This window comes from Bradyrhizobium sp., assembly GCF_004799405.1.
In the GTDB taxonomy this organism is placed as follows: Bacteria; Pseudomonadota; Alphaproteobacteria; order Rhizobiales; family Xanthobacteraceae; genus Bradyrhizobium.
In genome coordinates this window covers 1-14,375 of record NZ_SSMW01000147.1, presented here as the reverse complement: position 1 = coordinate 14,375, position 14,375 = coordinate 1, and the positions used below count along the sequence as shown (strand labels likewise).

Annotated in this window: 12 protein-coding genes and 2 pseudogenes; 11 read left to right on the top strand and 3 right to left on the bottom strand. The window is 59.1% G+C overall.

Annotation, left to right across the window (positions count from 1 at the left end; genetic code table 11):
- The 8 genes and pseudogenes from E7813_RS23340 to E7813_RS23305 all read left to right on the top strand — a co-directional run.
- Positions 1 to 774, top strand: a pseudogene (locus E7813_RS23340) (6-hydroxynicotinate reductase); the annotation flags it as partial.
- The gene (locus E7813_RS23335) at positions 771 to 1,679 is read left to right on the top strand and encodes a UPF0280 family protein (RefSeq protein ID WP_291577642.1); all 909 of its coding nucleotides are present in this window, start codon (positions 771 to 773) and stop codon (positions 1,677 to 1,679) included. The pseudogene E7813_RS23340 and the gene E7813_RS23335, both read left to right, overlap by 4 nt.
- 21 nt (positions 1,680 to 1,700) lie before the next feature.
- Complete coding sequence (locus E7813_RS23330; protein WP_291577641.1) at positions 1,701 to 2,285, top strand: amino acid synthesis family protein; 585 nt, start codon at positions 1,701 to 1,703, stop codon at positions 2,283 to 2,285.
- A gap of 24 nt (positions 2,286 to 2,309) precedes the next feature.
- On the top strand, positions 2,310 to 3,515 hold the full coding sequence (locus tag E7813_RS23325) for an ABC transporter substrate-binding protein (protein WP_291577640.1): 1,206 nt from the start codon (positions 2,310 to 2,312) through the stop codon (positions 3,513 to 3,515).
- Positions 3,516 to 3,570: 55 nt separating this feature from the next.
- Positions 3,571 to 5,451, top strand: a complete 1,881-nt coding sequence (locus E7813_RS23320) for an ABC transporter permease (protein ID WP_291577639.1) — start codon at positions 3,571 to 3,573, stop codon at positions 5,449 to 5,451.
- Positions 5,448 to 6,239, top strand: a complete 792-nt coding sequence (locus E7813_RS23315; protein ID WP_291577638.1) for an ABC transporter ATP-binding protein — start codon at positions 5,448 to 5,450, stop codon at positions 6,237 to 6,239. Before E7813_RS23320 ends, E7813_RS23315 begins: the two co-directional genes overlap by 4 nt.
- Positions 6,236 to 6,940: an ABC transporter ATP-binding protein gene (locus E7813_RS23310; protein ID WP_291577637.1), complete on the top strand. Its 705-nt coding sequence runs from the start codon at positions 6,236 to 6,238 to the stop codon at positions 6,938 to 6,940. Before E7813_RS23315 ends, E7813_RS23310 begins: the two co-directional genes overlap by 4 nt.
- 32 nt (positions 6,941 to 6,972) lie before the next feature.
- Positions 6,973 to 7,428, top strand: coding sequence for a MarR family transcriptional regulator (locus E7813_RS23305; protein WP_291577636.1), 456 nt, complete (start codon positions 6,973 to 6,975; stop codon positions 7,426 to 7,428).
- 9 nt (positions 7,429 to 7,437) lie between these two features.
- On the opposite strand, the gene E7813_RS23300 is transcribed toward E7813_RS23305, so the two are convergent.
- Positions 7,438 to 8,634 carry an amidohydrolase family protein gene (locus E7813_RS23300; RefSeq protein ID WP_291577635.1) on the bottom strand — a complete coding sequence of 399 codons (1,197 nt, stop codon included), beginning with the start codon at positions 8,632 to 8,634 and terminating at the stop codon, positions 7,438 to 7,440.
- 152 nt (positions 8,635 to 8,786) lie between these two features.
- On the opposite strand from E7813_RS23300, the gene E7813_RS23295 reads away from it, so the two are divergent.
- The gene (locus E7813_RS23295) at positions 8,787 to 9,560 is read left to right on the top strand and encodes a ferredoxin--NADP reductase (protein ID WP_291577634.1); all 774 of its coding nucleotides are present in this window, start codon (positions 8,787 to 8,789) and stop codon (positions 9,558 to 9,560) included.
- 928 nt (positions 9,561 to 10,488) lie between these two features.
- Here the strand turns inward: E7813_RS23295 and E7813_RS23290 are convergent.
- Positions 10,489 to 11,997, bottom strand: a complete 1,509-nt coding sequence (locus tag E7813_RS23290) for an HWE histidine kinase domain-containing protein (protein ID WP_291577633.1) — start codon at positions 11,995 to 11,997, stop codon at positions 10,489 to 10,491.
- Positions 11,998 to 12,593: 596 nt separating this feature from the next.
- Between E7813_RS23290 and E7813_RS23285 the strand changes: the two genes are divergently transcribed.
- Entirely contained in the window at positions 12,594 to 12,761 is a 168-nt protein-coding gene (locus tag E7813_RS23285) for a DMT family transporter (protein WP_291577632.1), read from the top strand.
- 57 nt (positions 12,762 to 12,818) lie between these two features.
- Positions 12,819 to 13,965, top strand: a pseudogene (locus tag E7813_RS23280) (IS3 family transposase).
- Positions 13,966 to 14,211: 246 nt separating this feature from the next.
- Here E7813_RS23280 and E7813_RS23275 read toward each other — a convergent pair.
- Positions 14,212 to 14,375: ABC transporter substrate binding protein (locus E7813_RS23275; protein ID WP_291577643.1), on the bottom strand; the 164-nt coding region annotated here is incomplete at its 5' end.

Sequence of the window (14,375 nt, the reverse complement as noted above, 5' to 3'; positions counted from 1 at the left end):
ACGATCGGCATGTTTGCCAAGCAATGGCACGGCAAGGTCGATGAAGTCGTCGTGGTGGATGACCACATCACCGGTGTGCTATCCGAACATCAGGCTGGCAAGCTGCTCGATATTCCCGATACCGGAATTAAGATGAAGGGACGGCGTTCGACGCCAGGCCGCTATTTCCAGGTCGCGGAGCCCGGCACCGGTTGGGGCGGAACCATGATCTCCGATCCGTTGTCCGTGCTCGGTCCATTCGATCCGAAGACGGCGCGTCCGGGCACGACCCTGCTGATGGTCAGCACAACGGGTGAACATGCGGCTTATTATGAACTCGACGAAACGCTGAAGCCGCTGGAGAAACCGATGCCGGCCGATCTGAAGCTTTCGGTGGAGCGGATTCAGGAGAATTGCGAACCGGCGCTGTGCACCGTGCTTTTCATGGGTGGGGCGGGCGGGTCGCTGCGTTCGGGTGTCACCGATAATCCGGTGCGCCTGACGCGATCGGTAAAGGAAGCTCTGACGCGGGTCACGAGCGGCGGCGCGCCGGTCTATGTCTGGCCGGGTGGCGGCATTACCTTCATGGTGGATGTGACGCGATTGCCGGCCGGCGCCTTCGGTTACGTCCCGACGCCCGCGCTGGTCGCGCCGATCGAGTTTACCCTACGGCTTTCGGATTATGCGGCGCTTGGCGGTCACATGGATCACGTTCGTCCCCTGGCGTCCTTGAAGGATAGCACCGAAATTCTCCAAAAGCCTTCGCTGCAGTCTCCTCGAGGGCAGGGCGCATGACACGGTCCCCGCAAGTCGGCTTTCTCGCAGACGGCAGGCGGCTCCACTTGCAGGACGGTCCGATCGACCTGATCGCGGAGGCTCGCGGTAGCGGGATAAGCATTCGCGCGGCTTACGATGCCGCGGTGCGGCGGTTCACCGGTTTGCTTGACGAACTCTGTGATGAGTTGCCGCTGCTGCGTCAGGCAGCCGATCCGGCGCGATGTTTGCTGCAGGGTACGGTCGCACGCCGCATGCATGCGGCGGTGACGCCGTTTGCTTCGCGACACTTCATCACGCCGATGGCGGCGGTGGCGGGTTCAGTTGCCGAAGAGATTCTCGGTGCAATGGTACACGAGGCCCGACTTGAGCGCGCTTACGTCAACAATGGCGGCGATATCGCTCTGCATTTGGCGGATGGAGAGTACTTTACGGTTGGTCTGATGGACCGGCCCGACTCCTGTGGCCTGATGCGAACGATGATCATCGATGCCGTCGATCCGACACGAGGCGTTGCGACCAGCGGACGCCACGGACGCAGTTTCTCGCTCGGTATCGCGGACGCCGTGACCGTCTTAGCGCAAACCGCGTCGCAGGCTGATGCCGCCGCCACTATTGTCGCCAATGCCGTCGATTTGCCGGGCCACTCCGCCATTATTCGCTGCTCGGCTCATGACCTGCAGCCCGACAGCGATCTCGGCGCGCGCCTTGTCACGTGTGACGTCGGAGAATTGTCAGATGGCGAGATCGCCGTTGCGCTCGAAGCGGGAGCCGGTTGCGCCCGTCAGCTGCTTGCTGCGGGATTGATCGAGGGCGCCGCATTGCGGTTGTACGGCGAGACGATGTTGGTGGCTTCAAGACCAATCAAAGCGCGCGGATCGCGCTCAGTCTATAAGGCTAGAATAGAAAGCGCGGTACATGTTTGACCAAGCACAGGGCAGAAAACGATGAGCGCGATCATTCGCAAGATCGTCACGGTTGTAGAAGAAACCCATCTGGAGATGGGTCAGAAAATTTCACCGCCGACACGGCGTGCGGCGGCGATTGCCGTGATCGAGAATCCATTTGCCGGAAAATATATTGAAGATCTTTTGCCTCTGATCGCTATTGGCGAGGAACTGGGCGAATTGCTCTCAAAAAGAGCGGTCGCCGCGTTAGGAATCGACGGTACAAAGGTCCAGAGCTACGGTAAGGCCGCGGCGGTCGGCGAAAATGGCGAACTTGAACACGCAGCCGCAATCTTGCATCCCAAAATGGGTACGCCGGTGCGCAGGGTGCTGGGCAAAGGCGCCGCGCTCATTCCGTCGTCGAAGAAGCGTAGCGGGCCGGGTACGACACTCGATATTCCGCTCGGCCACAAGGATGCGGCATTCGTGCGTAGTCATTTCGACGGCATGGAAGTGCAGATCAATGATGCGCCGCGCGCCAACGAGATCATGGTTGCGGTCGCGGTCACCGATAGCGGCAGGCCGCTGCCGCGCGTCGGCGGCCTGACAATTGCGGAAGTCAAAGGCGAGGACGGTCTAAGATAATTTTTTGAACAATGGAGGTAAGGAATGCGACGGAGCAGATATTTATTGAGCGCAGGATTGGCGATCATCGTCGCGGGCTTGGCGCAGTCCGCCATGGCGGCGGACGAAATCAAGATTGGCGAAATCAACAGCTACTCGTTATTGCCGGCATTCACCGAGCCCTATCGCAAGGGTTGGCAGCTCGCGGTCGAGGAAATCAACGCTGCGGGCGGCGTCAACGGCAAGAAACTCGTAGTGGTTTCCAAGGATGACGGCGGCAAGCCCGCCGACGCGCAGACCGCTGCCAACGAACTGGTGTCGAGCGAGAACGTGGTGATGCTGACCGGCACGTTCCTGTCCAATATCGGTCTGGCCGTCAGCGATTTCGCCAACCAGAAGAAGGTTTTCTTCCTCGCGGCCGAGCCGCTGACCGATGCCATTACCTGGGCAAAGGGCAATCGCTACACTTTCCGCCTGCGGCCTTCCAACTACATGCAGGCGGCGATGCTGGTGGAACAGGCGGCGAAGCTGCCGGCCAAGCGCTGGGCGACAATCGCGCCGAACTATGAATACGGCCAGTCCGCCGTAGCCATATTCAAGAAGCTGATGTCGGAAAAGCGTCCGGATATCCAGTGGGTTGATGAACAATGGCCGCCGCAGGGCAAGATCGACGCCGGTCCGGTGGTGCAGGCGGTTGCTGCCGCCAATCCGGAAGCCATTCTCAACGTCACCTTCGGCGCTGACCTTGTGAAGCTGGTGCGCGAAGGCAATACCCGCGGCCTGTTCAAGGATCGCGCGGTGGTCAGCTTCCTCACCGGGGAGCCGGAATATCTCGATCCGCTGAAGGAAGAAACGCCCGAAGGCTGGATCGTCACAGGGTATCCCTGGTACAGCATCAAGACGCCCGAGCACGACGCGTTCCTCAAGGCTTATCAGGCCAAGTACAACGACTATCCGCGGCTTGGCTCGATCGTTGGCTACCAGACCATCAAATCGGCGGCGGCCATTCTTGCCAAAGCCAAATCCGACGATCCGGAGAAGTTGATCGCGGCGGCGGAGGGTTTGTCGGTGCCGTCACCGTTTGGCGAGATCGTATTCCGCAAGATCGATCACCAGTCGACGCTCGGTGCGTATATCGGCAAGACCGCGCTCAAGGATGGCAAGGGCATCATGGTGGATACGGCCTATAAAAAGGGCTCCGACTATCTGCCGAGCGATGACGAAGTCGCGAAGCTGCGTCCGAAGGAGTAATACCTCAGGCTGCGGGCGCGTGAGCGCCCGCAGTTTCATTTAGCGCGGACGGTCAATGGCTTTCTATTTCGTTCAGTTCCTGACCGGTCTTGCCAGTGCGGCTTCGCTGTTTCTGGTGGCGTCGGGCCTGTCGATCATCTTCGGCGTGACGCGGATCGTCAATTTCGCCCATGGTGCATTCTACATGCTCGGTGCTTACATCGCGTTCACGCTGACCGAGCAATTTTCCGGGGCGATCGGCTTCTGGGGAGGTATTGTTTTCGCGGCGCTGATCGTGGCTGCGCTTGGCGTATTGGTCGAAATGGTTCTGCTTAGGCGGATCTATCATGCACCTGAGCTGTTTCAACTGCTGGCAACGTTCGGGCTGACCCTGATGGTTGAGGACCTCGTGGTCTTGATTTGGGGGCCGAGCGACCTTTTAGGGCGCCGCGCTCCCGGCTTCTGGGGAGCGGTCGATTTTTTCGGCCAGAATGTTCCAACCTACGACCTGTTCCTCATCGTGCTCGGGCCGCTCGTGCTCGGAATTCTGTGGTTACTGTTCCAGCGAACGCGGTGGGGCGTTTTGGTCCGTGCCGCGACGCAGGACCGCGACATGGTAGCGGCGCTTGGCGTCAATCAGAAATGGTTGTTCACCAGCGTGTTCGCGGTCGGGGTTTTCCTGGCGGCACTTGGCGGTGCACTTCAGATCCCCCGCGATGCCGTGCATCATGCCATGGATTTGCGGATTATCGTCGACGTATTCGTGGTGATCGTGATAGGCGGCCTCGGCAGCATCATCGGCGCGTTTGTGGCGGCCGTGCTGGTTTCCGAATTGAACGCATTCGGCATTTTGGTCTTTCCGAAGATATCCATCATCCTTGTTTTCCTGGTGATGGCTGCCGTACTGATCATTCGGCCCTGGGGCCTGTTTGGAAAGCAGGAGGCTCCAGCCCGCCGAACACCCGGACTTACCGTAAATCCCTGGCGGCCCTTGATGCTAAATGAGCGGCTCGGGGCGATGGCGGCGTTGGTTCTGGCAGCGGCGTTACCCCTTATCGGGGGGAATTATGCGCTGGCGGTCGGTTCGGAAATCGCGATCTTCGTGATCTTTGCCGCGAGCCTGCATTTCATGATGTCGGTCGGCGGCCTCGCTTCGTTCGGCCATGCGGCCTATTTCGGGCTCGGGGCTTACGGCGTCGCGTTTCTCGCCAAGATGGCCGGCTTGCCAATGATTGTTTCTCTCCTGCTCGGACCGCTGCTCGGCCTCCTGGGGGCGGGGGTGTTTGGATTTTTCTCGGTTCAACTGTCCGGCGTTTATTTTGCGATGCTAACATTGGCTTTCGCGCAGATCGTGTGGTCGGTTGCGTTCCAATGGGTCGCGGTGACCGGCGGCGATAATGGAATTCTCGGCGTATGGCCCGAGCAGTGGGCGGCCTCCCCTTCGCATTTCTACTGGCTTTCGATCGGCGCGGCTGCGCTCGCGGTCGTCGCGCTCCGGATCACCGTGTTCTCGCCATTCGGTTTTGCACTCCGGGCGACGCGCGACTCGCCGCTGCGCGGCGAAGCCATTGGCATCGACGGCAAGCGCATCCAGTGGACGGCCTTTGTGATTGCCGGCACGGTTGCTGGGGTGGCCGGCGCGCTGTTTGCATATCTGAAGGGCAGCATCTTTCCCGACAGCCTGGGTATCTCGCTCTCCGTCGATGCGCTTGTCATGGTGCTGCTCGGCGGCGTCGAGACGGTGTCCGGCGTCGTCGTCGGCGCTATCGTCTACAAGATGTTGAGTATCTGGCTGGTGAGCCAGACTGACCTTTCCAAGTTGGTGCTTGGCGGCTTTATCGTGCTGATCGTGGTCGTTCTTCCGAAAGGCATCGCCGGCATACTGGAGACGATCGGGAACCGCCGCCGGCCGGAAGCGCCGGCACTCCTCGCATCGCAAATCGACACCGCCGAATGAGTATCGCGCAAACACTGCTGTCGGTCGAAGGCCTGAGCAAATCCTATGGCGGAGTCCATGCCGTACGCGGCGTGTCGTTCGCGTTGAAAGCCGGTGAAATCCTCGCCCTGATTGGTCCCAATGGCGCCGGCAAGAGCACATGCTTTGACATGCTCAATGGCCAGATCGTTCCTGACAGCGGACGGATCAATCTGCTTGGCCAGGACACGGCTGGGAAGAAACCGCGTGCGATCTGGAGGTTAGGGGTCGGCCGTACGTTCCAGATAACGGCGACATTCCCGACCATGACAGTGCGCGAGAACGTACAGGTCGCGCTGGTGTCATACGGCAGGCAGTTGTTCAATCTCTGGTCCTCGACGCCGAAATTCGCACAGGCCGAGGCTGGGCGTCTGCTCGAACTGGTCGGGATGAGCGGTTATGCGGATCGCCCTTGCGGCGAACTCGCCTATGGCGATCTCAAACGGCTGGAACTCGCCATCGCACTTGCCAATCAACCGAAGCTGCTGCTGATGGATGAACCCACCGCAGGCATGGCGCCACGTGAGCGCATTGAACTGATGCATCTCACCGTGCAGATCGCGCGGGCGCAATCGATCGGCGTTCTCTTCACGGAGCACGACATGGACGTGGTGTTCGAACACGCCGACCGCATCTTGGTGCTTGATCGCGGTACGTTGATCGCCGAAGGCTTACCTGAAGAGGTCCGCCGTAACCCGCAGGTCCGCGCCGTCTATCTCGGCGAAGGGCTGGTCTACGACGCCCGTTACCGCGAAGGGGCGTTAGCGTGAAGCTCTCGGTACAAGACCTCAACAGCCATTATGGCCCCGCGCACATCCTTTTCGATATCGCGCTTGAGGTCAGCGACGGCGAGGTGGTTTCCCTGTTGGGACGTAACGGCGCCGGAAAATCCACCACCTTTCGCTCAATCGTTGGCCTTGTCGCACAACGCACCGGCCGCATCCTGTTCGAAGGCAAGGATGTCTCAGGTGAACCGACCCATGCGATCGTGCGTGGCGGGCTTGGCTATGTGCCGGAAGAAAGGCGGATCTTCACGGACTTGACGGTCGACGAAAATCTGGAAGTCGGGCGCCAGCCGGTGCGGCCGAACGCACCGCACTGGACCAGAGAGAAGCTGTTCGCGCTGTTTCCGAATCTGGCCACGATGCGTGGCCGCCCGGGCGGGCGGATGAGCGGCGGCGAGCAACAAATGTTGACGATTGCGCGGACCCTGATGGGTAATCCGTCACTGGTGCTGCTCGACGAGCCGTCGGAGGGATTGTCGCCAAAGATCGTAGAGCAGATGGTCGAGGCGATTCTGACCATGAAGAAAGAGGGCGTCAGCATCGTGGTTTCCGAGCAAAACCTGCATTTCGCGAGATTGATCTCCGACCGTGCCTACATCATCGAGCGCGGCCGCATTTGTTTCAGCGGCACCATGGGCGAGCTTGACGCTCGTCCGGACATCCGCGACGCGCATCTGGCTTTGTAAGCGCTGGCAATCATGAGGGGCGGGGAAACAACATGACCAGGGGCGTCTCGCCGAAACGGAGCGTCAAGCCTGCGCGGCCATATTATGTTCTTGAGGAACAGATCGGCTTCATCCTGCGCCAGGTCTGGCAACGCCACGCCACGATCTTTGCGCGCGAGATCGGCATCAATCTCACGCCGACGCAGTGGGCGGCGCTTGCCAAGCTCACCGAGACCGGACCTTGTTCGCAGAATCAACTCGGCAGGCTGACGGCAATGGACGTCGCGACCATCAAAGGCGTGATCGACCGGCTGACCGCGCGCGGCCTGACGGAAACCAGTGCGGACCCCGAAGACGGCCGCCGTCTGCTCGTCAGCCTGACGCGCGCTGGCCAGCAGATGGCCGAGAAGGCGGCGCCCAATGCGATCGAGATCACCAAAGAGACGCTCGCGCCGCTCGACGCCAGGGAGCGCGAGACATTGGTGATGCTGCTGAGCAAGCTGCGCTGATCAGAAAATCTAATGCTTGATGATCTCCGGCACACGGGTCGCCGGCGGCGTGTTCCGGCTACGCTGGGTGCGTACGATGCCGTCAATAACAGTCATGCCGATCCCGGGGAGATCGCCGAGCTGTACGCTGTGGAGGATGTTCTTTCCGGGAGAGTGCTGGGCCCTGTCCATGATCACGAAGTCGGCCGAACGCCCGACCTCGATAATGCCGCAATCCAGAGCGCGCATGCGCGCCGTGTTGCCGGTCGCAAGACAGAACGCGATTTCGGCAGGCAGTTCGCCGAGCGACGACAGCAGCGAGACCATGCGCAGGATACCGAGCGGCTGGACACCCGAACCGGCCGGTGCGTCGGTGCCGAGGATCACGCGGCTGAGGTCACCCATCTCGCGCGCAATTCGTAAGGTGTAAAGCGCCGAGCGTTCATTGCCGTTGTGTACGAGTTCAAGCCCGCGCTTGCAGCCCTCACAAATGCAGCGGATTTGATCGTCGGGAAGGGCCGTATGGCCGCCGTTGATGTGACCGACCACGTCGGTATCGGCTTCCAACACCACGTCCTTGTCGATCAGGCCGGAACCGGGAATTGAGGGGCCGCCGGTGTGGATCGTGCTCTGGATCCCGTATTTGCGCGCCCACCCCACCATCTTGCGCGCGGTGGGTCCATCCTTGACGCCACCGAGACCAACCTCGCCGAGCAGCTTGACGCCGGCTGCGGCCAGCTCCTTGAAATCTTCCTCGACCATTTCGTTTTCAATCACGGGCGCACCGGCATGCACCTTCACGCCACCAGGGCGGAGCGTCCAGAACGAACGTTGCGCAAAGATCGCCATCGCCTTCAGGCCGACGACGTCGCGGGGGCGGCCCGGCATATGGACCTCGCCCGCTGAGATCATGGTGGTCACGCCGCCGTGCAGGTAACTGTCGATCCAGTTGATTTGGTTTTGCCGCGGCGTCCAGTCGCCGGCGACGGGGTGAACATGGCTGTCGATCAAACCGGGCGCGACCGTGGTGCCGTTGGCGTCGATGATAGTGGTGGCCCCTTCGGAATCTATGTCCCTGGCGCGCCCGATTCCGGTGATCTTGCCGTTCTCCGCCAGAATTGTATCGGCATCGAGGATCGGTTTCTCCATGTCCCCGCTCAGCAGCAGGCCGATATTGCGGATCAGCAGCTTGGTCGGACCGGCCGCCTGAGGTTCGTCGTGGGCCATGGATTTATCCCTTTGGTTCAACGCCTTCCCGGTTCCGGACGGTATCTTGCGCGCGCCTTGACGCCGGGATCAAGCTGGATTATTCATTTGTATACAAACGAATATATAATGAGTTGATCGCGACAATTGACCCCCGGAGCAAAAGCGACGAGATGAGCAATTTCAATCAGGAAAGCGTTCTCAGCGTCCATCATTGGACAGATACCTTGTTCAGTTTCACCACCACCCGCGATCCTTCGTTCCGTTTTCGCAACGGCGAATTCACGATGATCGGCCTTAAGGTCGGCGAAAAGCCGCTGCTTCGCGCCTACAGTGTCGCTAGCGCCAATTACGAGGACCGGCTTGAATTCTTTTCCATCAAGGTACCTGACGGGCCGTTGACCTCGCGTCTACAGCATCTCGAGGAGGGTGATGAGATCATCGTCAGCCGGAAGGCGACCGGTACGCTGGTGATCGACAATCTCAGGGACGGACGAAATCTGTATCTGGTCGGCACTGGTACCGGGCTCGCGCCTTTCCTGAGTGTGATCAAAGATCCCGAAACTTATGAGCGCTTCGAAAAAGTGGTGCTGCTGCACGGCTGCCGCCGTGTCGCCGAACTCGCTTACGGCGAGATGATCACCGAAAAGCTGCCGAACGACGAATTGATTGGCGAAGTCGTGCGCAACCAGTTGATCTATTATCCGACCGTGACGCGCGACCCGTTCCGCAACCGCGGCCGGATCACGGACCTGATAACCTCAGGCAAGCTGTTTCGCGATGCGGGCCTTGCTCCACTCGAACCGGAGCATGATCGCGTCATGATCTGCGGCAGTCCTGCGCTGCTGCGGGACACCAAGGCTTTGCTGATCGGCAATGGGTTCGCTGAGGGCAATCATGGCGAGCCAGGCCATTTTGTGATCGAGAAGGCTTTCGCGGAAGGCTGAGCTAGCTGATATACTCCGCGAGAATTACGCATTCGCTGCCTTGCGGCGTAGTCCTCGTGGGAGGAGCCAGCTAATGGCAAAGGATAACTGGGTGTTGCTTTGTAGTCAGGTGATTTCCAAAAGCGGCGCCTCACCAACCAAGGAGCGGTAAGTGGCTAGGCAGGCAAAGAAGATCGTGCGGCGAGAATACACCAAAGCTGACGTTAAAGAGCTGCGGGCACATTCAAAGGCGAAGACGCCGGTTGTCAAGATCACAAAATTGACGAAGCGCTCCGAAGGATCACTACGACAAAAAGCGCTTACACTTGGCATTCGCCTCGGCCATCGCCGCTAGTAAAAAAGCGGCCCTGAAGGGCTGCAAGCTATTCGTCGTCTGCATCTTTCGACAAATATGGCGGGCAGGACGTATGGCACGTGGGACAGCGATCGTCGCAGGTGGCGGAACGTACCGGCGTGCTGCAACAGTATATAGTTCTGGAGTCCACGCGGTCCCCGGCATTACCTATTGCAACACCGCGCCAGCGATAGTCCCGCCGGCCAAATGGGGTCAGTCCAGCGACTGATAAGCAAAACGGCCAAACCTTATCAGTTGCCGGTTAGCATTGAAGGCTTTGCTGGTTGCCTAAGGCCGTACCCCTTGGAGCGGTGACAACAGCCCACCACGAGCGAAAAACTTCCACCACTAGAACAGGCATACGAACGCAGGGTCTTTAATAGGCAGTCGTCCAAAGATTCGCTTGCTGTCGGCAAGGATGAGAAGCGGGCCTCACGGATAAGGTTTTGGTCGCAAAGTTATACAGTTCGAGGTTGGGGCGCTTTAGCCAATTCGCATAATGGGCGGTTATGGAATGGCCCCGTTTGGCGGGAGCCTGGTCCGGCGTAAGTCAGCGCGCAAAATCGAGTAATTATGCGTTAGATTGAAGTCCCGCTAAGTCTGCGCCTCGATCACAAGATTAGTCGCTGGTATGGATGCGCTCCATTCCAGTCCGTGGTGCAGAAATTCCAGAGTGACCTTTGCATTTAGGGAGCGTTCAATCATTTCGCCGATCACGAGGTGGCCAAATCCATTGCGGGAAGGTGGGACTACCCGCGGACCGCCTTGCTCGACCCATTTCAACAACAATCCGCGCGATGCGAGCGATTCACTGTCGAACGTCCAGGATATCTTGACCTTTCCTGCTGGCACCGAAAGCGCGCCGTACTTGATTGCATTTGTCGCAAGTTCGTGAATTGCAAGTCCTATCGCCTGGGTGGCTTCCGCTGTAACGACAATGTCGGGTCCGGCAAGTTCGACTCGCGAGTTTTGAATGTCCGTGAAGGGAAGAAGCTGTTGTCGCATCAGATCTGCTAGGGAGGCTCCTTGCCAACTGTTACGAACTAACGCATCGTGGGACGCGGCGAGGCCCTGCAGACGTCGTCCGAACCGACTTTCGAAATCTTCCATCGTCGTGGTCGTGCGAGCCGTTCGGCGAGAAATCGACTGGATCACGGCAAGCAAATTCTTCGAGCGGTGTGATAGCTCATGCATCAGGAATTGAGCATGGTCCTCGGCCGCTTTGCGTTCGGTGACGTCGGCTACAATGCTGACCAGGCGGTGAGCTTTCCCATCCGGCGTACGAGCGACAACTCGGCCGTGGCCCCTGAGCCAGAGAGTTGTGCCGTCAGGCCAAACCACCCTGTACTCAGAAGTAAATGAATCCTGGTTGTCTGCAAGCTCGTGGAAATCTTGCATCAAATGGCGGTCGTCGGGGTGTAACGCGGACCAATATTCGTCTTGGGCGCCTCCCACATGCCCGCGGCCACCCGGAAGGTTGATTCCGAATAACGCCATGCCTTCCGGTGTCCAGAGTCTGGTCTTGGCGACCAAATCGGTTTCCCACGTGCCCATTCGGCCAGCAGCAAGGGCGGATCGGTAAAGGGCTTGCCCATCCTGCAACCGCTGATTGGCCTCGAACAGTTCGTGGGTTTTGAATTCCAGTGCTTTTTCGATTCTCAGGCGGTCGCTTGTTTCCACGGCCGTGACGAGCACGCCACCTATCCCTGTTGATGATGTAGGATCGGGTACCGGACTGTAACTGACGGTAAAATGCGCCGTCTCCCAACTCATGCCGCGACGACGAATGGTCAGAGGCCGATCTTCGGAATAAACGCCAGGGCTTTTGCCAGCGAGAATTGCTTCCTGCAGCGGCATCAATTCTGAAACCACCTCCGGCCATACAACGCGAAATGGCAGCCCGAGTGCCCAGGGGTGCTTGTCCGCCAAAATGGACCGATATCCGTCATTGTAAATCAGGATGAATTCGGGTCCCCAGCGCACCGCCATCGGAAAGCCCGAGGCCGTCATGATTCCGACGATGAGCTTAAGGCTGGAAGACCAGCTATTCGTGTCGCCTAACGCCGTCGTTGACCAATCTTTGCTCGCGATAAGGCCAGCCATTTCATTTTTCGTCGGGAGAACAGTTGGTGGCCGGTTTGCTTCGCTGTCACCCAACGACATTTTGATAACTGCCTACGAAACTGGTGGGACACCGCCAAACGCGCGCTAAGATACAACCTTATTGGAAACAAAGTCGAGCAGCTACCACCCGTACGGGACCCGCCGCCAGAGTGCGCAGTGCGGTATCTGCCAAGCACGTGCCGATCTTCCGGTTACACCCTTGCGGGAACATCTGACGATGGAGCCAAACCATGTTCCTTGATGGGTGAGGAAAAGCTGCGTCGATCCGTGCCAGCGCGGCAGACGAAAGTTCTGGTTCACATGCAGCGATGCCACTCCAGGCTAGGTGTGCAGTCCCCTTACGGTTAGCTCGTAGGTGTAGTTCTGAGAACTCCATGTTGGGTGTCCATGGTCGTACGCGCCATTTATGCTAACCTTTTTCAACGGGCTAGGAAGGGTAAATGTATTTGCATAGTGAGGGATTTGGAATGTTCGCTCCCGGGGTTCTAAGCGGTCATTAGCCAAGAAAGCCTTCGACTCTCGAGCGGGATGCCGGCAAGATAATATCGATCCCGGTGGCTATGGATGGAGTGTTTATGAATTGGCTTCTCGCACCCTTCGCGATTCTCCTTGGCGCCGTTCTGACGGCCCAGATCGCGACTAACGCGCAGCTCGGCAAGGCACTAGAAAATCCTTACATTCCGGCCACCGTAAATATGGCATTTGGCCTGATCGTTACCGTAATTTTAACATGGGCCCTGTGAGCTGCACCCGGTTCCGAAGACACCGAGTTAGGTGTTTTATGGAGCAGGAGGTGAGTCATGGAGAGACGTCAGTTTACGCGAGAGTTCAAGCTTGAGGCGGTTCGCCTGATTAGGGAACGTGGCGTGTCGTATGCGAAGGCCGCGGAAGACCTTGGTATTCATCCGACGCAGTTGCGCAGTTGGGTGAAGCAGCTTGCGGACGATCCGCAACATGCATTCCCCGGCCACGGTCAGATGAAGCCGGAGCAGTTGGAGATCGCGCAGCTCAAGCGCGAAGTTGTCAAGCTGAAGGCCGAACGAGATATCTTAAAAAAAGCCGCGGCTTACTTCGCGAAGGAATCGACGTGAAGTTCGGTTTTGTTGCGAAGCACCGGGGGATCTGGCCGGCGGATTGGTTGTGCGAGGCGCTCGGTGTCTCGCGGGGTGGGTTCTATGCTTGGCTGACACGACCGCGCAGTCGGCGCAGCCGGAGCGAAGAAGAGCTTGGCGCGAAGGTTCGTGCCAGTTTCCTGGCGAGCGACCGGACCTATGGCGCCAGGCGGGTGTGGCACGATCTGCTCGCCGAAGGGATATCGTGCGGGCTGCATCGGATCGGATGCGGCTACAGGCCCTGAGAGCGCGTCCGAGACGGCGGCGTCTGCCGCCGGATATGGGTGAGCGGCAGGCCGCCGCCGTCGCTGCTAACGTGCTCGACCGCAGCTTCGAAGCAGCCGCTCCCAATCGCAAATGGATCGCCGACTTCACCTATGTCTGGACCGCGGAAGGCTGGCTCTATGTAGCGGCTGTCGTCGATCTGTTCTCGCGGCGCGTGGTCGGCTGGTCGATGAGTACAGCGATGACGGCGCAGTTCGTCACCGATGCCCTGGTGATGGCCATTTGGCGACGGGGCAAGCCCGACGCGCTGCTGCATCACTCCGATCGCGGCAGCCAATATACCAGTGAACAGTTCCAGCGGCTGATGGCCGATCACGGCGTGGTCTGCTCGATGAGCCGGTCCGGCAACGTCTGGGACAACGCCGCGATGGAGAGCTTCTTCTCGTCATTGAAGACCGAGCGGACTGCGCGCAAGATATACCGGTCACGGAACGAGGCGAAGGCTGACGTGTTCGACTACATCGAGCGCTTCTACAATCCGAAACGTCGGCACTCGACGATTGGATATTTAAGCCCTATGGAGTTCGAACGGCAGGCGGGATTAGCTTAAGCGGGTGTCAACAGAACCGGGTGCAGCTCATACTGTACCGATAAAGAGCGCGACGCAATAATGTTGAGTGACGCATTTTCAAAATAACCTCTACTTACCAGTGGCGCTTCTTTAGGACAGTACGCTCGCTGAGCGGCTGCAATGCAGGCTCCACTTCCGTTTCGTGCCCAACTCGGACATCGTCCGGCAAAGCGGCCATGTCCGAAAAGTGCCAATTGCGTCACTTCGCGCGGCAAAAAAAGTATGTTATTCGATCACCTCGTCGGCTTGCGCCAGTAGCGCTGACGGCACCGTGATGCCAAGTTGCTTCGCCGTTTTCAGGTTTAAGATGAGTGTGAACTTGTCGGCCTGCTCGATGGGCAGATCGCCGGGCTTCGCTCCCCGCAGGATTTTGGCGACTTGGCGGCCGG

Coding starts and splice junctions, on each gene's coding strand:
- E7813_RS23335 (WP_291577642.1), top strand. CDS start 771: ATGACACGGTCCCCGCAAGTCGGCTTTCTCGCAGACGGCAGGCGGCTC.
- E7813_RS23330 (WP_291577641.1), top strand. CDS start 1,701: ATGAGCGCGATCATTCGCAAGATCGTCACGGTTGTAGAAGAAACCCAT.
- E7813_RS23325 (WP_291577640.1), top strand. CDS start 2,310: ATGCGACGGAGCAGATATTTATTGAGCGCAGGATTGGCGATCATCGTC.
- E7813_RS23320 (WP_291577639.1), top strand. CDS start 3,571: ATGGCTTTCTATTTCGTTCAGTTCCTGACCGGTCTTGCCAGTGCGGCT.
- E7813_RS23315 (WP_291577638.1), top strand. CDS start 5,448: ATGAGTATCGCGCAAACACTGCTGTCGGTCGAAGGCCTGAGCAAATCC.
- E7813_RS23305 (WP_291577636.1), top strand. CDS start 6,973: ATGACCAGGGGCGTCTCGCCGAAACGGAGCGTCAAGCCTGCGCGGCCA.
- E7813_RS23300 (WP_291577635.1), bottom strand. CDS start 8,634: ATGGCCCACGACGAACCTCAGGCGGCCGGTCCGACCAAGCTGCTGATC.
- E7813_RS23295 (WP_291577634.1), top strand. CDS start 8,787: ATGAGCAATTTCAATCAGGAAAGCGTTCTCAGCGTCCATCATTGGACA.
- E7813_RS23290 (WP_291577633.1), bottom strand. CDS start 11,997: ATGGCTGGCCTTATCGCGAGCAAAGATTGGTCAACGACGGCGTTAGGC.
- E7813_RS23285 (WP_291577632.1), top strand. CDS start 12,594: ATGAATTGGCTTCTCGCACCCTTCGCGATTCTCCTTGGCGCCGTTCTG.